The sequence below is a fragment of the Pseudomonas sp. O39 genome, assembly GCF_045447295.1.
GTDB lineage: Bacteria > Pseudomonadota > Gammaproteobacteria > Pseudomonadales > Pseudomonadaceae > Aquipseudomonas > Aquipseudomonas antarctica_A.
On record NZ_JBJGXV010000019.1, the window covers coordinates 35,359 to 54,429 of the forward strand.

Consider the following 19,071-nt stretch of genomic DNA (forward strand, 5'->3'; position numbering starts at 1 on the left):
TGCAGTAAATCTGAACTTTCACGTAGGAATGGCCGCCAGAAGCAGTACGAACATTGACTGCTACGCTTCAGTAGAGACCTCAGGAGAAACGCTATGTCAGATCATCACACCTACAAGAAAGTCGAACTGGTGGGCTCGTCGACGACCAGCATCGAAGACGCCATCAACAACGCCATTGCCGAAGCGCATAAGAGCATCAAGCACTTGGAGTGGTTTGAAGTGACCGAAACCCGTGGTCACATCAAGGACGGCAAGGCCGCGCATTTCCAGGTCACGCTGAAGGTGGGATTCCGAATTGCCAGTAGTTGATCACGTTGGTTGAACTTGCTGACTGGCCGATTGCCATAACCTGCGCTACAACCTTGGGGTGCCGATGCAATGCGTCGGCACGCTCTTTTTGATCAGCGCAAGGAAAGTATCGGATGAAGAAGTTCCTGTTAGCGGTAGGTTTGTTGAGCATTGCGGGTACAGCCCTGGCGGCGGGCAAGCCTTGTGAAGAGCTGAAAAGTGAACTCGCAACGAAGCTTGATGCGAAAGGCGTTCAGCATTATTCCCTGGATGTTGTCGATAAAGGCGCTGCAGCCGGTGGAAAGGTGATTGGCTCCTGCGAAGGCGGCAGCAAGGAAATCGTCTACAAACGCGGTTAATCCCGTGTTCCAGACATAAAAAACCGACGCGAGTGCGTCGGTTTTTTTTCGCCTGAGGGTTACCCCTTCATCAGTTGTGCGAGCAACTCGTAGGAATGAATCCGGTCAGCGTGCTCGTACAGGTCACTGGTGAAGATCAGCTCATCGGCACCGGTTTGTTCGATCAGCACTTCCAGTTTGGCGCGGATCTTGGCCGGGCTGCCGACCATGGCCAAGCCGAGGAAGCTGCCGACGGCGTCTTTTTCATGGGGCAGTCACAGGCCATCCATGGTTCTCACCGGTGGGCGCTGCACCAGGCTTTGCCCGCGCATCAGCGCCAGAATGCGTTGGTACACGGACGTGGCGAGGTAATCGGCCTGCTCGTCGGTATCGGCCGCCACCAGCGGAATGCCGAGCATCACGTAGGGCTTGTCCAGCACGGCTGAAGGCTTGAAGTGATTGCGATACACGCGAATCGCCTCGTGCATCAAACGCGGTGCGAAATGCGAGGCGAAGGCGTAGGGCAAACCCCTCTCTCCCGCAAGCTGCGCGCTGAACAGGCTGGAACCCAGCAGCCAGACCGGTACGTTGGTGCCGGTGCCGGGCACGGCGATCACCCGTTGGTCTGGCGTGCGCGGGCCGAGGTAGGCCATCAGTTCGGCCACGTCTTCGGGGAAATCGTCGGCGCTGCCCGAGCGTTCACGGCGCAGGGCGCGGGCGGTCATCTGGTCGGAACCGGGCGCGCGGCCCAGGCCCAGGTCGATACGGCCGGGGTACAGGCTTTCCAGCGTGCCGAACTGCTCGGCGATTACCAAGGGCGCATGGTTGGGCAGCATGACGCCGCCGGAGCCGACGCGAATGGTCGAGGTGCCACCGGCCAAATAACCCAGCAAAACCGAGGTGGCCGAGCTGGCGATGCCGTCCATGTTGTGGTGTTCGGCCACCCAAAAACGGTTGTAGCCGAACTTTTCCACGTGCCGGGCCAGGTCCAGAGAGTTGTGCAACGATTGCGCGATGCTCCCGTTGGCGCGCACGGGCACGAGGTCGAGGGTCGAGAACTTCACGTCGGACAGCGATTTCATAAGCCTGCTTCTCCATTAGGTGCGCAGGCTTATAGACCAACCAAAACCTGCCGCTTCATGTGCATGCTCTATGCAATGAGGGCATATACCCGAGATTCAATAGAGATTGCGAAATTTCCTACTAAAAAGCTAGGTTTCTCCGACAAGATGAACTTTGCCAGCGCATCTATCCTCAGAACCCTTACTGAAGCAAAACCACCGTTCGAGGAGACAGCTATGAGTATTGTTAAAAAAGCATCCGCGCATTGGGAAGGTGATCTGAAGACAGGCCTGGGTTCCATTTCCACCGAAACCGGCGTGCTGCGCGAAGCGCCTTACGGCTTCAAGGCCCGTTTCGAAGGCGGCAAGGGTACCAACCCTGAAGAACTGATCGGTGCGGCCCACGCGGGCTGTTTCTCCATGGCGTTTTCGATGATTCTCGGCGACGCCGGCCTCAAGGCCGACAGCATTGACACCCAGGCTGAAGTGACCCTGGACCAAGTGGAAGGTGGCTTTGCAATTACCGCCGTGCACCTGATCCTCAAGGCCAAGATCCCCGGCGCGAGCCAGGCCCAGTTCGACGAACTGAGCAAAAAGGCCAAGGAAGGGTGCCCGGTGTCCAAGGTACTGAATGCGAAAATCAGCCTGGATGCCACGCTCGTCAGCTGATGCGGTCTGCGTAACACCGTAGATCCTCTGTGGGAGCGGGAGTGTGTGGGAGCCGGGCTTGCCCGCGATAGGTTCACCTCGGTGTTTCAGTTATGCCGAGGTGGCGCCATCGCAGGTCAAGCCAGCTCCCACACACCCGCTCCCACATTTAGTTGTGCGTTAAATCAGAACTCGTGTTTCCCGGATGTGGTCCTATACGCTATGCAGCCTAGGCGCACACCCGTGCGCATGCATTCAGGGAGCTACACACATGAAACGTTTTGCCTTGGCGATCATCTGCGGTGTTTTGGCCACGTCGGCCGTGGCCGCGCCAAAAGATTGTGAAGAGCTCAGGAAAGAGATCGAGGTCAAAATCCAGGCTAACGCAGTGCCGTCCTACACCTTGGAAGTCGTCAGCAAAGAAGAAGCCGACAAGCACGACAGTGCCATGGTCGTCGGCAGCTGTGAGAACGGTACCAAAGCTATCGTCTACCAAAAGAACAACGACTGATCAGATGCAGTTGACGCTGCGCTCTTGCGCCAGCAACTGCCGCGCTGTGTTGTACAGCCGGATGTTGGGCGTAAAGCCCAGCGAGCGGCCCTCCAGCACATAGCGCTGGCCTGCCTGGAAACTGTCGTACTGCAAGGTCATGAAGCAGGTCCGGTCCTGGGTCTGCGACAACCCGCCCAAACTGCCCCCGGTCGGCACCTCGAAATCAAAGCGCACCATCAGTTCGTGGCTGCCGGGTGGCACCTGAAAGAAACGCCCGTCGTTGAGGTTCTTGCCGTCCAGGCGCTGGGCCATCACCAGTTTGGCGCCCGGGGTCGGGGTGGCGAAATCGACCCATGCCTGATGCGGATCAACCGGTGGCAATGGGGTCGAAGCACAGGCGCTGAGAAACAGGGCAGTGACGGGAAGCAAGAGCTGGCGCATGGCAGGCACTCAACGGAAGGAAAGAATTAAGCCCGGCGCACAGGGCGGCAGACTCTCTATGAGTATAAACACGTCACGGCATGGAAAAATCCCGCACAGGCAGGATAGTCTGGCGAGCCAATTACCCAGGAGCGGTCGGAGCATGTTGAGGCGTTTTCTTCCAGGGTTAATGGTCGTGTTGCTCAGCGGCTGCTCCAGCGTCAGTTATTACAGCCAGTTGGCTGACGGCCAATGGCAGTTGCTGAGGGCGCGGGAGCCGGTTTCCGAAGTCATCGCCGACTCCTCTCGCCCACAGGCGCTGCGCGATCACCTGGAGCAATCGCAGAAGGCGCGTGCCTTTGCCAGCGAGCACCTGCACTTGCCTGACAACCAGAGTTACCGGTTGTACGCGGACATTGGCCGACCCTATGTGGTCTGGAATGTGTTCGCCACGACGGAATTCTCTCTATCCCCGCAAACCCACTGTTTCCCGATCGCCGGCTGCGTTGCTTATCGCGGCTATTACAATCAGGGCGCTGCACGCGGCGAGGCGGCGTTGTTGCAGCAACGGGGCATGGACGTGTCGATTGGCGGTGTCGAGGCCTATTCCACCCTGGGGTGGTTCAACGACCCGATCATGAGCTCGATGATGCACTGGGGTGATGAGCGACTGGCCACGCTGATTTTTCATGAGTTGGCGCACCAGCGTTTTTATGTGAAGGACGACACCGAGTTCAACGAGTCTTATGCCAACTTCGTCGAGCAGGGAGGCACCCGCCAATGGCGTGCAGCAAGGGGCTTGGCGCCTGTCAGCGATGCAGCGTTGCAGCAGCGTGACCAATTTATCCGGCTGATTCTTGATACCCGCAAACGCCTGGAGGCGTTGTACGCAAAACCGTTGGTGGCGGACGTGATGCGGCAGGCCAAGGCAGCGGAATTTGAGCGATTGCGCAGCGAGTACCGGCACATGCGCGATAGCCAATGGGGCGGGGATAAACGTTACGACGTGTGGATCAACCAGCCGATGAACAATGCGCGGTTGTTGCCATTCGGGCTGTATGACCAGTGGGTGCCGGCGTTTGCGGCGTTGTTTGCGCAGGAAGGCGGGGATTGGGTGAGGTTTTTTGCGGCGGTTGAGAAATTGGGTGGGTTGCCGGTGGCGCAGCGTAAGGCGGCGTTGAGGCAATTGGAGAGTGGTGGCCGTTAGGGCCTCTTCGCAGGCAAGCCAGCTCCCACAGTTGATCGATTTCCAAACTTGGAATGCGGTCAAGTGTGGGAGCTGGCTTGCCTGCGATAGCGGTCTCAAACCCGCTGCAAAAACGCCTGATGCATCTCATCCAACGTCTCAAAATGCCAAGTCGGCGCCTCGGCATTCAACTCTTCAAAACTGCCGAACCCATACCCTACAGCCGCCGAGTCCAGCCCATTGCTGCGCGCCCCGATCAGGTCGTGCTTTCGATCACCAATCATCAAGGTGGTCGCCGGGTCCAGGCCCTCTTCGCTGATCAAGTGAGCGATCAGCTCGACTTTATGGGTGCGCGTCCCATCCAGCTCGCTGCCGTAGATGACCTTGAAGTGCTTGGCAAAATCGAAATGGCGGGCGATCTCGCGGGCGAACACCCACGGCTTGGACGTAGCCACATACAGCTGACGGCCCTGGTTGTTCAGCGCTTCCAGTAACGGCATCACGCCGTCGAACACGCGGTTTTCATACAGGCCGGTGACCTTGAAACGCTCGCGATAAAAATTCACCGCCTCCCACGCCTTGGCCTCGTCGAAGCCGTAGAACTGCATGAAGGCTTGCAGCAACGGCGGGCCGATAAAGTGCTCTAGTTTGGTCAGGTCCGGCTCGTCGATACCCAGTTTACCGAGGGCATACTGGATCGAGCGGGTGATGCCCTCACGCGGGTCGGTTAGGGTGCCATCCAGGTCGAACAGGACAGTTTGGTAACGCTGGGTCATTGGTCGAATCCTTCAGCCAGGTGCAGGTCTTTAAGCTTCACGTAGTTCGCCGCGCTGTAAGCGAAAAAGGCGCGCTCCTTGTCAGTCAGCGCGCGGATTTGTTTAACCGGGCTGCCCACATACAAAAAGCCGCTGTCGAGTTTCTTGCCCGGCGGCACCAGGCTACCGGCGCCGATGATGACGTCGTCTTCGACCACGGCGCCGTCCATCACGATGCTGCCCATGCCGATCAAGATCCGATTGCCCACGGTGCAGCCATGCAGCATGAACTTGTGGGCGATGGTCACGTCATCGCCGATCAGCAGAGGGAAGCCGTCCGGGTTGAACGGCCCGGCGTGGGTGATGTGCAGCACGCAGCCATCCTGCACGCTGGTGCGCGCACCGATGCGGATGCGGTGCATGTCGCCGCGAATCACGGTCAGCGGCCAAACCGAGCTGTCGGTGCCGATTTCGACATCGCCGATCACCACCGCCGAAATATCGACAAAAGCCCCGGCGCCCAGGGTTGGCGTGTGGTTCTGATAGGTGCGAAGGGTCACGATAGCCTCTCTCTCTTCTGCTGATAGCTGCGGTGGGCGTTGATTGTAATTAAGATGGCCCCATCTTTGTTCTTACATGTTTCTTCAGCCAAGGTGTCAACCGTGAGCGCGAACAACCCTCTTCTACAGTCCTACGACCTGCCGCCGTTCTCGGCGATCCGTGCCGAGCACGTGCAGCCGGCCATCGAACAGATCCTCGCCGACAACCGCGTTGCCATCGAAGGCATCCTGCAAAGCCAGGGCAAAAATCCGACATGGGCCGGTCTGGTGCTGGCCATGGACGAGCTGAATGACCGCCTGGGCGCCGCCTGGAGCCCGGTCAGCCACCTCAACGCCGTGTGCAACAGTGCTGAGCTGCGCGAAGCTTACGAAGGCTGCCTGCCTGCGTTGAGTGCCTACTCCACCGAGATGGGCCAGAACCGCGCACTGTTCCAGGCCTTCGAAGCCCTGGCCAACAGCCCCGAAGCGGCCGGCTTCGATGTGGCGCAAAAAACTATCCTGGAACACGCCCTGCGCGACTTCCGCCTGTCGGGTATCGATTTGCCGCCCGAACAGCAAAAGCGTTACGCGGAAGTGCAAAGCAAGCTTTCCGAACTGGGCAGCAAATTTTCCAACCAACTGCTGGATGCGACCCAGGCCTGGACCAAACACGTCACCGATGAAGCCACTCTCACCGGCCTGACCGACTCCGCCAAGGCGCAAATGGCTGCCGCCGCTCAGGCCAAAGGCCTCGACGGCTGGCTGATTACCCTCGAATTTCCGAGCTACTACGCGGTGATGACCTACGCCCAGGACCGCGCCCTGCGTGAAGAAATCTACGCGGCCTACTGCACCCGTGCGTCGGACCAAGGCCCGAATGCCGGTCAGAACGATAACGGCCCGGTGATGGAGCAGATCCTCGATCTGCGTCAGGAACTGGCCAAGCTATTGGGCTATGCATCGTTCTCCGAGCTGAGCCTGGCCACCAAAATGGCTGATTCCAGCGATCAGGTACTGAGCTTCCTGCGTGACCTGGCCAAGCGCAGCAAGCCGTTTGCCGCTCAGGACCTGCAACAGCTCAAGGCCTACGCCGCCGAACAAGGCTGCGCCGACCTGCAAAGCTGGGACAGCGGTTTCTACGGTGAAAAACTGCGCGAGCAGCGCTACAGCGTTTCCCAGGAAGCCCTGCGCGCCTACTTCCCGATCGACAAAGTGCTCGGCGGGCTGTTTGCCATCGTCCAGCGCCTGTACGGCATCGAAATCGCCGAGCAAAAAGGCTTCGACACCTGGCACCCGGATGTTCGCCTGTTTGAAATCAAGGAAAACGGCCAGCACGTCGGGCGTTTCTTCTTCGACCTGTATGCCCGCGCCAACAAGCGGGGCGGTGCCTGGATGGACGGCGCGCGCGACCGTCGCCGCACGATCGACGGCGTATTGCAAAGCCCGGTGGCCAACCTGGTGTGCAACTTCACCCCGGCCGACAGCGGCAAGCCTGCGCTGCTGACCCACGATGAAGTCACCACGCTGTTCCACGAATTTGGCCACGGCTTGCATCACCTGCTGACCCGCGTTGAACACGCTGGCGTGTCCGGCATCAACGGCGTGGCGTGGGATGCAGTGGAATTGCCGAGCCAGTTCATGGAGAACTGGTGCTGGGAGCCGGAAGGCCTGGCGCTGATCTCTGGCCACTATGAAACCGGTGAGCCGCTGCCCCAGGACCTGCTGGAAAAAATGCTGGCGGCGAAGAATTTCCAGTCCGGCCTGATGATGGTGCGCCAGCTGGAGTTCTCGCTGTTCGACTTCGAGTTGCACGCCACCCATGGCGATGGTCGCACCGTGGCGCAGGTGCTTGAAGGCGTGCGCGATGAGGTCTCGGTCATGCGTCCACCGGCCTACAACCGTTTCCCTAACAGCTTTGCGCACATCTTCGCCGGCGGTTACGCGGCGGGTTATTACAGCTACAAATGGGCTGAAGTGTTGTCGGCGGATGCCTTCTCCAAGTTCGAGGAAGAGGGTGTGCTCAACGCTGAAACCGGCCGTGCATTCCGCGAAGCGATTCTGGCGCGGGGTGGTTCCCAGGCGCCGATGGTGCTGTTCGTCGACTTCCGCGGACGTGCGCCGTCGATTGACGCACTCTTGCGCCACAGCGGCCTGAGTGAGGACGCGGCAGCATGAGTGAAGGGCCTGTGATTACCAAAAAGCAATTTATCGCCGGGGCGGTTTGCCCGGCGTGCAGCGAGCCGGACAAGTTGAAGATGTGGACCGAGGACAGCGTGCCGCACCGTGAGTGTGTGGCCTGCGGTTATACCGACACGCTCAATGATCAAGGTTTGTCGGTGCCCAAGGAGTTGGGCACGCGGGTCAATACATCGGCGTTGAAAGCGCCGGACCCGAAGGTGCAGGCCGTGCAGTTTTTCCCCAATCCCAAGCTGAAAAAAGACTGATACCCGTTCTTAGGGTGTGAGCACTAATTCAGCATCTTTCTTTGGCTCAACACGGCTGCTGGTGGCCGTGTTGAGCCAACTGTTCATCGAGCACAGGGCAAACGCGCTGGTGCTGCAATCGCCATTCGCCAAGGCTGTACGCAACTTGTCGATATCGGCTTTCATCATGTAGCGAACGCCGTCCTTGAAGCCGTTACTGGTGCCGAAACCGCCCAAGGTCATCTCGTTCAGCGCGTCTTCTTTGCTCCACCCCTGAATCACCACCCGATACATCGCGGCCATCAGGCCAGTGCGGTCGGAGCCGTGTTTGCAGTGCATCAGCACCGGGCCGTTGGCTTCTGCTTGCTGGATGGCCCTGAGCGCCGCCAGCACGTCGGAATCGTCAACGTGGTTAGTGCGATAAGTCAGCTGCACCTGTTTGATATCAGATGTCTTCAGCCATGCCGCATCAGATTCCGGCAAAAAGTTGATCACCGTGCCGATCTTGAGTTTTTCCAATACGGGCACTGCACTGCTGTCCGGCAGTGCGCTGCGATACAGCGTCGGCGTCATCTGGTGCAGGTTGAATTGGTCGCCCACAGGCTGGGCCCATTCTGCTGAGCGCAGGGACGTGGCCTCGTCGGCTTGGGCCTGAAGCGTGCTGAGCAGAGCCATGAACGCCAGGCCGAGGGCAGGCAGCAAACGAATTGTGAACATGCGCATTGGGACCGAATAGGGAAATGGCTGATGGGCCACAGATTCGCCTGCGAGGGGTCAACGCGGCGTGAGGTACTCGTCAAAGAATCGTGAATACCCGACCTGATCCGGTGTTTTTCTCGCTTAATCGATTCTTCTCAATTCTTAGCCTGCTATCATTTGTAACTATTGTTTGCCAGTCTGCTCTAGCCCATTGGATCCTATTTGCTCGGCAAGCCTTCACGCTGCTCTCAGAAGCGGCTGATCAACCCGTGACCACATGATGAGGTGCACCCATGTCTGATCAAGATCAAGACAACCCCCGGCGTGACTTTTTGCGCAAATCCTTGACCTTGATCCCGGTGGTCACGGTTGCCAGCACTGGCCTTGGCGGCTCGATATTGATGGCCACGCCGGAGCCGGTTCAGGCCGCTCCTGCCAAGCCGTCCGTCAACGACAAAGCCTATGAGCCGAGCTATTTCACCGCCGAAGAGTGGGCGTTTATCAACGCGGCCGTCGCACGCCTGATTCCCGCTGACGCCCAAGGCCCTGGCGCCCTGGAAGCCGGCGCGCCGGAATACATCGACCGCCAGATGAACACGCCGTATGCCGCGGGCGCGCTGTGGTTCATGCAAGGCCCGTTTAACGCCGATGCGGCGCCGGAGATGGGCTGGCAGAGCAAACTGGTACCCAAGGACATCTATCGCCTGGGCATTGCCGCGACGGATGCCTGGTCGAAGGCGTTCAATGGCAAGGCTTTTGCCGCGCAAGACAGCGCTACCCAGGACGACATGCTGCGGCGTATGGAGGCTGGCGGCAGTGAAATGACGGCGCATTTCGAAGCCGTGCCGGCAAAGATGTTTTTCAACCTGCTGCTGCAAAATACCAAGGAAGGGTTCTTCTGCGACCCGATCCACGGCGGCAATAAAGGCATGGTCGGCTGGACGATGATCGGCTTCCCCGGCGCCCGCGCCGATTTCATGGACTGGGTTGAACGCAACGAGCAATACCCCTTCCCGGCTGTTTCCATTCGCGGCGAGAGGGCATAAACGTGGCGACCATCATGAAGAAAGTGGACGCGGTGATCGTGGGTTTCGGCTGGACCGGCGCGATCATGGCCAAGGAACTGACCGAAGCAGGCCTCAACGTGGTAGCGCTGGAGCGCGGCCCGATGCAGGACACCTACCCCGACGGCAACTATCCGCAGGTCATCGACGAACTGACCTACAGCGTGCGTAAAAAACTCTTTCAGGACATCTCCAAGGAGACGGTGACCATTCGCCATAGCGTGAATGACGTTGCCTTGCCCAACCGCCAATTGGGCGCGTTCCTGCCGGGCAATGGCGTGGGCGGCGCGGGCCTGCACTGGTCGGGCGTGCATTTTCGCGTCGACCCTATCGAGCTGCGCATGCGTAGCCACTATGAAGAGCGCTACGGCAAAAATTTCATTCCCAAAGACATGACCATCCAGGACTTCGGCGTGAGCTACGAAGAACTGGAGCCGTTTTTCGACTACGCGGAAAAAGTCTTCGGCACCTCCGGCCAGGCCTGGACCGTAAAAGGTCAGGTGGTGGGCGAAGGCCGTGGCGGCAACCCATATGCACCGGATCGTTCCAACCCGTTCCCGTTGGAGTCGCAGAAAAACACCGTGTCCGCACAGCTGTTTCAGAAGGCGGCTGCCGAGGTCGGTTACAAACCCTACAACCTGCCGTCGGCCAATACCTCGGGGCCGTACACCAACCCCTACGGCGCGCAGATGGGCCCGTGCAACTTCTGCGGGTTCTGCAGCGGTTACGTGTGCTACATGTATTCCAAGGCCTCGCCAAACGTAAACATTCTGCCAGCACTGCGCCAGGTGCCGAACTTCGAGCTGCGGCCCAATTCCCACGTGCTCAAGGTCAACCTCGACAGCACCAAGAGCAAGGCCACCGGCGTGACCTATATCGACGGCCAGGGGCGGGAATGCGAGCAACCGGCGGATCTGGTGATCATCGGCTCCTTCCAGTTCAACAACGTACGCCTGATGCTGCTGTCCGGTATCGGCAAGCCCTACGACCCGATTACCAATGAGGGTGTGGTGGGCAGGAACTTTGCCTACCAGAACATGGGCACCATCAAGGCCTTTTTCGACAAGGACACCCACACCAACAACTTCATCGGTGCGGGCGGCAATGGCGTGGCCATTGATGACTTCAACGCGGATAACTTCGACCACGGGCCGCACGGCTTTGTGGGGGGCTCGCCGATGTGGGTCAACCAGGCTGGCAGCCGGCCGATCGCCGGTACGTCCAACCCGCCGGGCACCCCCGCGTGGGGCAGTGCCTGGAAACGCGCCACCGCCGATTACTACACCCACCAGGTGTCGATGGACTCCCACGGCGCGCATCAATCCTACCGGGCCAACTACCTGGACTTGGACCCGGTGTACCGCGATGCCTACGGTCTGCCATTGCTGCGGATGACGTTCGACTGGCAGGAAAACGACATCAAGATGAACCGTTTCATGATGGAGAAAATGGGCAAGGTCGCCCAAGCGATGAACCCCAAGGCCATTGCCGTGCTGGGCAAAAAGGTCGGAGAGCAATTCAACACTGCGGCCTACCAGACCACTCACCTCAACGGCGGCGCGATCATGGGCACCGACCCCAAAACCAGCGCGCTGAACCGCTACCTGCAGAGCTGGGATGTGCACAACGTGTTTGTCCCGGGCGCGTCCGCTTTCCCACAAGGCTTGGGTTACAACCCTACCGGCCTGGTGGCGGCGTTGACCTACTGGTCGGCGCGGGCGATCCGCGAGCAGTACCTCAAGAATCCCGGCCCACTGGTTCAGGCATAAGGAGCGATGACCATGAAAGCACTCGTTATCGCCACCCTGGCGTTGCTCAGCAGTTGCTCGGTAAGCGCCGCCGAAACCGACTTGATCAAGCAGGGCGAATACCTGGCCCGCGCGGGTGACTGTGTGGCCTGCCACACCGCCAAGGGCGGCAAGCCGTTCGCTGGCGGCCTGCCGATGGAAACGCCCATCGGCGTGATCTATTCCACCAACATCACCCCGGACAAGACGGGCCTGGGCGACTACAGCTTCGAAGACTTCGACAAGGCCGTGCGCCATGGTGTCGCCAAGAACGGTAGTACGCTTTACCCGGCGATGCCGTATCCGTCCTACGCGCGCGTCAGCGACAGCGATATGCAGGCGTTGTATGCGTACTTCATGAAAGGTGTTGAGCCGGTCGCCCAAGAGAACAAGGACAGTGACATTCCGTGGCCCTTGAGCATGCGTTGGCCGTTGGCGGCCTGGCGCTGGATGTTTGCCCCGACGGTTGAGGAGCATCCGGCACAGGTCGCCGCCGACCCGGTGATCAGCCGTGGCGCCTACCTGGTTGAAGGCCTCGGCCACTGTGGCGCCTGCCATACGCCGCGCGCGCTGACCATGCAGGAAAAAGCCCTGAGTGCCGCGGACGGCGCTGCCTTCCTGTCCGGCAGCGCGCCGTTGGAAGGCTGGATCGCGAAAAGCCTGCGTGGCGACCACAAGGACGGTCTCGGTAGCTGGAGCGAGGAGCAACTGGTGCAGTTCCTCAAGACCGGTCGCAGTGACCGCAGCGCGGTGTTTGGCGGCATGAGTGATGTTGTCGTGCACAGCATGCAGTACATGTCGCAGGACGACCTGACCGCTATCGCCCGTTACCTCAAAAGCCTGCCGGTGGTCGATCCCAAGGATCAGCCGCATCAGTACGATAAGCAGGTGGCCGAGGCGCTGTGGAAAGGCGATGACAGCAAGCCGGGCGCGTCGGTGTATATCGACAACTGCGCCGCCTGCCACCGTACGGACGGCCATGGTTATACGCGGGTGTTCCCGGCACTGGCGGGTAACCCGGTGTTGCAGACGGCGGATGCCACGTCGTTGATCAACATTGTGTTGAACGGTGGAACCTTGCCGGCGACTCACACGGCGCCGTCGACATTCACCATGCCGGCTTTTGCCTGGCGTTTGTCGGACCAGGAAGTGGCGGATGTCGTCAGCTTTGTTCGCGGCAGCTGGGGCAACAAAGGCGCGCCCGTGAAAGCCAGTGACGTGGCGGACCTGCGCAAGAGTGATATGCGCACCACCTCGGGCGATGACCTGGGGCAGGTGACGCAGAAGCACTGATCCTGCCCTGACCGCCAAACGGCACTGGTCAGAACCCCCGCGCCTCGATACTGTATATAAAAACAGTATCGAGGCGTTTTCATGTCTACTCCGCTGCCGCCCCGTGGCCGGGGCACGGCCACCAACCTGCACAACCGTTTTGCGCCGACCACCAGCGTGGTCGAGGACGACGGCTGGTTTCAGGAAGTGCCGCCGACCCAGGGCACCGAAGTGCGTATCGAGACGGCCAAGAGCATCATCACCCGCAACAACTCGCCGGACTTGCCCTTCGATCGCTCAATCAACCCTTATCGCGGCTGCGAGCATGGCTGTATCTATTCTTCAATAAGACACTGAGATGTTGTGTTAGGTTGAATCTGAATATGTGATGATGGACCTTTGAAAACCCTAAAAGGTATGGTGATGTGATGGTTCCAGAACTGTTTCAATACCCAGATGGAAAAACTAATTATCAAATCTTAAATGAACAGGGCGAGAAAACGACTGTTACGTTAGATAAGTGGGTAGCCGATATACTTCAAATAGAGCTTGATGATGTGCATGAGAGAATTCAAAAAGCATATGACAAGATTTTATCTGATAAACCCGAGCTTTCCCGGAGGGAAAGAGGGAATATCATTCGTCTACGTGCCATCCACTCGGCTGATAAGTTTCAAAGTACCAAGAAGAAGGTTTTAGGCTGGAACGATGAAGATCTTCTTGCTTCTTTATAGGCAGGCGCCCCTTTGGGGTGTCATGTTCGACGGTCAATAGCCAAGGAATGATTCATTAGCTGGGTTCGCCCGGAAACGCCGCATAGGCGCGGGCGCAGTATCTGGGCGTTAGTAATTCACCTTGACCCCTGTGGGGTCAATGTTATGGATGAATCATTAAGAGAGAATACCAAAATCGCTTTTATTGCTTTTCTGCTTTATTGCTTTTAAAAAATAAAGTAAGTTAACGGCAGTTTATGCCGTGTATTTTTTAATCCTCTCTTACGGGTCTTATTAAACCTTAAAAGCCTTACCTCATTACCATCTTAAGCAACCCTCAAAGCCACGTATAACGTGGCTTACAGCCCTTCGCTATTGACTAAAAAATCAATGTCTATGTGCTTTTTAATCAATGATTATATACCTTTTCATCAATAGTCATTGATTTTTTAATCAATGCTTATGACTTTTTTATCAATGCACTTTTACTTTTTCGTCAATGACGTTGACTTTTTCGGCAATGACTATTTCGACAATACAATTAACTTCTCAATCAATAAATAAACCTTCTTCAATCTCTCTTAAACAAGCAAAATTGCTCATATAGAAATTTTAATTTCAAAAAAGTTAATTATTTTGTCGTTTAAGTCTTTATTTCTCAAATCTAAATGCTACGCTATGATTATAACTAGCAAAATGAGGAAATAAATGAATGAGTTTATAGATGTTAATAGTGCAAATACTGAACAAGATGATAATTTTAGACCTGCAGACTCTGACAATGCAACAGCCATATCAGAGCAAGTTAATCGTGCTGTTGAATTAGCAATGTCTGTATTACATAGCAGATATGTAAATGACAAGAAAAACGCTAATGACGATGATAAACAAATCAATGCAAAAATATCTACAAAGATAGAATTAGAGAAAGAAAATTCGTTAAAGAAAGACGTTAAATATTTTTATGGCTTTTCAGAAAATCTCTTAAAGCTAGATTTAACACCGACAGAATTCAAAATCATCATTCACATTTTAGACACTCTAAAATGGGGTAATGTTGTTTCAATGACACAAGCATCAATCGCAGCAAAAACGAAAATCAGCGCCTCTGTCATAAACAGAAACTGGAAAACACTCATAAATAAAAAAGTGTTAATTATTGACGAAAACAACAGCATTTATTTCAATACGAATTATTTTTTCATTGGGCTTTATCAGAGAATGGATAAAGAGCGTCGTGCAGATTTTGAAAAAGCATCTGTCTATGATGATGTTCAAATTAAGCATATGCATAATTCGAAAGGCATTAAACATGAATGACGGATTTGGTGTTTTCGTCATACTTTGTCTAGTCTTTATCTTTTTGCACCAGTCTGGCGAAGATAGAAAAGTTAATGTGCGTGATATACAAAATAGACAAGTAGAGCTTGCACAGCAAAAAGCACAAAAAGAAGCATATGCAAAAGCAGCAATTGCTAAAAAACAAGCAATTGCAAATGCAGAAGCTGATTGTAGAAGCAGAAAATACATCGAAGGGGGGAAAGGCGCATCAATCAAAATAACGCATTACTTTGATTTTTTGTGGTTTGAAAAAGACGTAGCTGTTTGCAAAGAATCAATATCAAAACGTAAAATTGTTGGACAGGGTAATGAAGATTTTTTCTATATCTCTGATTCTGAAACTGAAAAAAAGGCTGTTGATGTTCAGACATACAGATTTTAAATTGTTTTCTTTTGCCGCAGATACTGCGGTATCTACCTTTCTCCCCCCTTCCCCCCGCTGGGGGGTTAAGGTAATTATTGTATAATGATAGAAAATACAAATCACTATGAATGAAATAGAAGTTAGAGCAAAAGCAGAAAATCTTGTTAGTTCTATAAGAGACTTGAAAGTCGTCAGTGCGTTTCAGATATTATTGAGTAATGCGAATAACATTCAGCAACTACTTTTGCTGATTGAACTTGTCGAAACATATCAAGCAAGTTCAAAAAACAAAGAGCGGAAAATTGTTAAGCAAGTAGTTTTTCTTGGGCAAGAACGTAGCAGTATGTCAGAACGTCTTGCGTTGATTTTTATTGTGAACGACGTTTTGCGTCTTTTTTTTAAATCTCGTAAAGTGCGTCCAAAATCGACTGTTGATAAACAGCAGATTTTGAACACGCGCAGAGATAAATCTTTTAGACGATTTTGATTCTTTGCCTTTGCCTTTGCCTTTGCCTTTGCCTTTGCCGTAGATTTTGATCTTGGGTTCTAGGGGTATCCCCTAGCAAATAGGAAGGCGAAGCCGTCAACTCGCAGAGTTGTCCTATCTTGAACACCACCTTTTCGGATGAACAACTATGAAATTTCGTTGTTACGATATGCTAATATAAAAGCATAACAACTTTAAACGCAATGAATAATTTATATTTACTATGCACGAACTGCAAGAAAAAAACACAGCATGGTTTGCTTTGGCATACAAACACAGAGTTTGATTTTCCAAGATTTTCAATAGTTTGTAAGACTTGTCGAACAAAGTTCGAGGGTTCGATATGAGCATAAAAAATTGGACTGTAACGACAGAGCGAGTCAAAAATAAAGATTTTGGATTGTCTGAATATGTCAGTTATTTAGTAAGTGAAAAGCACAAAAATCACAAAAATACGACTATCTATGCACTGTTTAACTCTGACGCAAATACATTTCTTAATAACACTATTCAAGAAACGATTACATTTGACGCAAAAAATAAAAAAGGTGGTAGAAAAGTTGAGTCTTTTGCTCAATCTTTTAATTTCATATTACCGCCACCCCATCAGCCTACGGCTGAACAATGGACAAAAATATCAAAAGATTTGGTTAATACAATTCACAAAGAATTAGAGATTAAAGAAGACGTGAATCGTTTTGGTCGAGCGTGTTTTTTGAATATACACGACCAGGCAAATCCTCACTTAAATCTTCTTGTTCCAAGGATTTTTTTAGGGCAGAGATTGGCTGATTTGGATAGAAAGAACGTTTTAGCGAAATTGAAATTACAGTTTAATCAGTCAGTATTGAAGCATTGTAATATCGATCATACACACCATAAACCGCTAAGAGTCAACGTGGGCAGACGCAAGACTGCACAGCGTTACGAGTATGACAAAGCAAAAGAAGAAGCTCAAAACTCTTCAAAACTCGTTTTGGACGCGCAGAACTCTACTGCTGTGGCTGTTCTTGTACAGAAAGAAGCACAGGCAAAGCTGAAAGAATTAGAGATTAAAGAGATTGAGTTAGACAATAAAAAATCCCAAATAATGCTTGAAAGAGCGAAGTTGAATTTTATTGTAAAGGCATTTAATGATTTTAAATCGAGTTTGATTAACTGGGTAAATAGCATAAGAAATGATTCGACACTTGATGTTTTAATCAACAGACAAGATGTTGAAGCAAAAGCAAATAAAATCACTGAAAGTGATAAAACTGATGAAAGTGATATTTTGCTTGTTGATAATATGATTGATGCAGAAGTTTCAGAGCTTGAAAAAGAAGGTTTGGAAGTAACAAGACCTACTTATCGTAGACGTAACAAACTTGATAGTTCCACGTGAAACTTTTTCGAATCGAAGTCCTTTTGGTTAGACAATTTCTAATTGTCCAACTAAAAGGACTCACTGTATCTATTTCAGAACCATTTTTTGGTGCATATCTTCTAAAATTTGCAGATAAAGTTCTGCACCACCAGACTGTTCACCTACGTCTTTTATTAATTCATTTTCAACAATGACCCTCACTGCGCCATTTTTAAATTTTACTATCATTGTTGGAATTAAAGTGGAGCGTTTATCTTCAACGCCGGTAATAGGGTTTTTCTTTGAATAACCACGGCAAAAAAATTGGATATTCTCAATTAGCTGTTTCAGATGATTGTTAATATTAATTCTTTTTCGTGTTGCTTCATCACTCTTGTCATTGAGCAGTTCCAGAATGTTTTCCTGATTGAAATTTCTAGAAACTTCAATCTGTGCTACTGACGTTTCTTTTTCTTCTTTCAGCGTTTTAAGTGCGTTGATTTGTTCACGCTGTAACGTTTCAAACTCGATAAGCATTTCGTTCAATGTGTCAGATATATTTTTGCCAGTGCGAAGCATTTCTCTGATTTGCTTCTTTAACTGTTCAAGCTGATTGTTTGTATTTTTTAAAGCTCTTTCAGCATCTCTGATTGAGTTGTTGAGACGTAAAATATTTTCATCATTTTCAAAGATTTCGGACAGATTTAACCGATCTGTTTTTTCAAAGAAAAATTGCATTGCTTCACTTGCGTTGTATGTGAGTCGTTTACCTAACACGCATTTCCCAGACATTGAATTTGTACAAACGAAATAGTGCTTATTGCTTCTTTCAGTGCTGGATTTGTCCATGTATCGAATTGTCCCGGCACAGTGATAGCAGGTGATAAACCCTTGAAAGATATTCAAGCGTGATTTATTAAATTTTCCCGAAAATGGCTTACGTCCTGAAATTTTTTCTTGTACTTCATCAAAAATGGACTTATCAACAATGGATGGATAATAATCGTGAATTGTTGGTCCTTCTGGCATTAGCTTCATCTGCCCATTTTCACTTTCGTGAAACTTCATCGGCTGATGCTCACCAATCAATTTCCTATTTTTAAGCAGGTATTGGATTTGATGAATAGAGTATTTTTTCTCGTCAGGTTCAAGCCATTCGTTAACAGACCTTGCAGTTTCACTCAAACCTTTAAACAAAGCCAATTCAAATATTTTCGTTATTTTCCGTGCTTCATTTTCTATGATATAGAATGAAGCTGGTTCTTCACCTGGGCGAGCCTTGACTACTCCTGAAACACCTATCCAAGAAGGTGTTTTTTTGGTTTTAACAGCCTTGGTTTTGCGCATTTCAGAGCGATGAATATTCCAAGCTGCACTTGTAAAATCGCTTTTTCGTGATGATTCTGCGTTAGCTCGTTCAAATTCAATTATTGCTATAAAAAAATCAGATGATAAAAGCGTATCTTTTGAGTAGATTTTTCCCGTGTCAAGAACAGCTATATCTACCCCACGGTTCAAAAGGTTGATAAAAATTTGCGTGGATTTAATAACCTTCTGTCTTGATAGACGGTCGAAGTTTTCAATCAGCAAAATCGAATTTTCTTCAATCAGCCCATTTTCAACAAGGTCAATGAAATCACCCAACTTACCTTTCTGTGAGTTTTTGCCACGAAAAGCAGAAACGCCCAAATCTTCAAGCTTCGTATCTACTATGAGATTGTGTTTCTCTACGAAATGCTGAATATCACTTTGTCGAGCAAATGACGTTCCAAGCTCTTGTTTTTTATGAGAAAAACGAACGTATGAATAGCATTTCCGTTGCATAGCTTGGATACCTAGCATGTGAGT

General features: G+C 52.4%; 20 protein-coding genes and 2 pseudogenes. 16 read left to right on the forward strand and 6 right to left on the reverse strand.

Annotated features, from left to right (window positions below; genetic code table 11):
• Positions 1–93: 93 nt before the first annotated feature.
• Together ACI77D_RS21425 and ACI77D_RS21430 are read left to right on the forward strand one after the other, a co-directional pair.
• Complete coding sequence (locus ACI77D_RS21425) at positions 94–309, forward strand: dodecin (protein WP_016969657.1); 216 nt, start codon at positions 94–96, stop codon at positions 307–309.
• A 113-nt stretch (positions 310–422) separates the two neighbouring features.
• Positions 423–647 (forward strand): DUF1161 domain-containing protein, encoded by a 225-nt coding sequence (locus ACI77D_RS21430; protein WP_407017442.1) that lies wholly within the window; start codon positions 423–425, stop codon positions 645–647.
• Positions 648–706: 59 nt separating this feature from the next.
• Here ACI77D_RS21430 and ACI77D_RS21435 read toward each other — a convergent pair.
• Positions 707–1,708, reverse strand: a pseudogene (locus ACI77D_RS21435) (LLM class flavin-dependent oxidoreductase).
• Between the two features lie 216 nt (positions 1,709–1,924).
• Between ACI77D_RS21435 and ACI77D_RS21440 the strand changes: the two are divergent.
• Both ACI77D_RS21440 and ACI77D_RS21445 read left to right on the forward strand, forming a co-directional pair.
• Positions 1,925–2,356, forward strand: a complete 432-nt coding sequence (locus ACI77D_RS21440) for an OsmC family protein (protein WP_064450019.1) — start codon at positions 1,925–1,927, stop codon at positions 2,354–2,356.
• Between the two features lie 250 nt (positions 2,357–2,606).
• On the forward strand, positions 2,607–2,846 hold the full coding sequence (locus tag ACI77D_RS21445) for a DUF1161 domain-containing protein (RefSeq protein ID WP_064450020.1): 240 nt from the start codon (positions 2,607–2,609) through the stop codon (positions 2,844–2,846).
• On the opposite strand, the gene ACI77D_RS21450 is transcribed toward ACI77D_RS21445, so the two are convergent.
• Positions 2,847–3,269: a hypothetical protein gene (locus tag ACI77D_RS21450; RefSeq protein WP_221295985.1), complete on the reverse strand. Its 423-nt coding sequence runs from the start codon at positions 3,267–3,269 to the stop codon at positions 2,847–2,849. It lies immediately after the preceding gene.
• Between the two features lie 142 nt (positions 3,270–3,411).
• Here ACI77D_RS21450 and ACI77D_RS21455 point away from each other — a divergent pair, with 142 nt between their 5' ends.
• Positions 3,412–4,455 carry an aminopeptidase gene (locus ACI77D_RS21455; protein WP_407017443.1) on the forward strand — a complete coding sequence of 348 codons (1,044 nt, stop codon included), beginning with the start codon at positions 3,412–3,414 and terminating at the stop codon, positions 4,453–4,455.
• Between the two features lie 95 nt (positions 4,456–4,550).
• On the opposite strand, the gene ACI77D_RS21460 is transcribed toward ACI77D_RS21455, so the two are convergent.
• Complete coding sequence (locus tag ACI77D_RS21460) at positions 4,551–5,210, reverse strand: HAD family hydrolase (RefSeq protein WP_262666648.1); 660 nt, start codon at positions 5,208–5,210, stop codon at positions 4,551–4,553.
• Positions 5,207–5,749 (reverse strand): gamma carbonic anhydrase family protein, encoded by a 543-nt coding sequence (locus ACI77D_RS21465; RefSeq protein ID WP_407017444.1) that lies wholly within the window; start codon positions 5,747–5,749, stop codon positions 5,207–5,209. The genes ACI77D_RS21460 and ACI77D_RS21465 overlap by 4 nt, the downstream gene beginning before the upstream one ends.
• 54 nt (positions 5,750–5,803) lie before the next feature.
• On the opposite strand from ACI77D_RS21465, the gene prlC reads away from it, so the two are divergent.
• Positions 5,804–7,903 (forward strand): oligopeptidase A, encoded by a 2,100-nt coding sequence (gene prlC, locus ACI77D_RS21470; RefSeq protein WP_208604448.1) that lies wholly within the window; start codon positions 5,804–5,806, stop codon positions 7,901–7,903.
• Positions 7,900–8,172 carry a YheV family putative zinc ribbon protein gene (locus ACI77D_RS21475; protein ID WP_027608125.1) on the forward strand — a complete coding sequence of 91 codons (273 nt, stop codon included), beginning with the start codon at positions 7,900–7,902 and terminating at the stop codon, positions 8,170–8,172. Before prlC ends, ACI77D_RS21475 begins: the two co-directional genes overlap by 4 nt.
• A gap of 9 nt (positions 8,173–8,181) precedes the next feature.
• On the opposite strand, the gene ACI77D_RS21480 is transcribed toward ACI77D_RS21475, so the two are convergent.
• Positions 8,182–8,868 (reverse strand): dual specificity protein phosphatase family protein, encoded by a 687-nt coding sequence (locus ACI77D_RS21480; protein ID WP_064450026.1) that lies wholly within the window; start codon positions 8,866–8,868, stop codon positions 8,182–8,184.
• 275 nt (positions 8,869–9,143) lie between these two features.
• On the opposite strand from ACI77D_RS21480, the gene ACI77D_RS21485 reads away from it, so the two are divergent.
• From ACI77D_RS21485 to ACI77D_RS21525, 9 genes and pseudogenes are all read left to right on the forward strand, one after another.
• Complete coding sequence (locus ACI77D_RS21485; RefSeq protein ID WP_221295989.1) at positions 9,144–9,896, forward strand: gluconate 2-dehydrogenase subunit 3 family protein; 753 nt, start codon at positions 9,144–9,146, stop codon at positions 9,894–9,896.
• A 2-nt stretch (positions 9,897–9,898) separates the two neighbouring features.
• Complete coding sequence (locus ACI77D_RS21490; RefSeq protein WP_064450028.1) at positions 9,899–11,683, forward strand: GMC family oxidoreductase; 1,785 nt, start codon at positions 9,899–9,901, stop codon at positions 11,681–11,683.
• Positions 11,684–11,695: 12 nt separating this feature from the next.
• On the forward strand, positions 11,696–12,994 hold the full coding sequence (locus ACI77D_RS21495) for a cytochrome c (RefSeq protein WP_262666653.1): 1,299 nt from the start codon (positions 11,696–11,698) through the stop codon (positions 12,992–12,994).
• Between the two features lie 81 nt (positions 12,995–13,075).
• Positions 13,076–13,324: pseudogene (locus ACI77D_RS21500) on the forward strand (radical SAM protein); the annotation flags it as partial.
• A gap of 77 nt (positions 13,325–13,401) precedes the next feature.
• The gene (locus ACI77D_RS21505) at positions 13,402–13,707 is read left to right on the forward strand and encodes a hypothetical protein (RefSeq protein ID WP_407017445.1); all 306 of its coding nucleotides are present in this window, start codon (positions 13,402–13,404) and stop codon (positions 13,705–13,707) included.
• 687 nt (positions 13,708–14,394) lie between these two features.
• A complete protein-coding gene (locus ACI77D_RS21510) occupies positions 14,395–15,006 on the forward strand; it encodes a replication/maintenance protein RepL (RefSeq protein WP_407017446.1) in 612 nt (203 codons plus the stop codon).
• A complete protein-coding gene (locus ACI77D_RS21515; protein ID WP_407017447.1) occupies positions 14,999–15,409 on the forward strand; it encodes a hypothetical protein in 411 nt (136 codons plus the stop codon). The genes ACI77D_RS21510 and ACI77D_RS21515 overlap by 8 nt, the downstream gene beginning before the upstream one ends.
• A gap of 106 nt (positions 15,410–15,515) precedes the next feature.
• Positions 15,516–15,878: a hypothetical protein gene (locus tag ACI77D_RS21520; RefSeq protein ID WP_407017448.1), complete on the forward strand. Its 363-nt coding sequence runs from the start codon at positions 15,516–15,518 to the stop codon at positions 15,876–15,878.
• A 343-nt stretch (positions 15,879–16,221) separates the two neighbouring features.
• Positions 16,222–17,262: a hypothetical protein gene (locus ACI77D_RS21525; protein ID WP_407017449.1), complete on the forward strand. Its 1,041-nt coding sequence runs from the start codon at positions 16,222–16,224 to the stop codon at positions 17,260–17,262.
• A 69-nt stretch (positions 17,263–17,331) separates the two neighbouring features.
• Here the strand turns inward: ACI77D_RS21525 and ACI77D_RS21530 are convergent, their stop codons facing one another.
• Positions 17,332–19,065, reverse strand: a complete 1,734-nt coding sequence (locus tag ACI77D_RS21530; RefSeq protein WP_407017450.1) for a recombinase family protein — start codon at positions 19,063–19,065, stop codon at positions 17,332–17,334.
• Positions 19,066–19,071 lie beyond the last annotated feature (6 nt).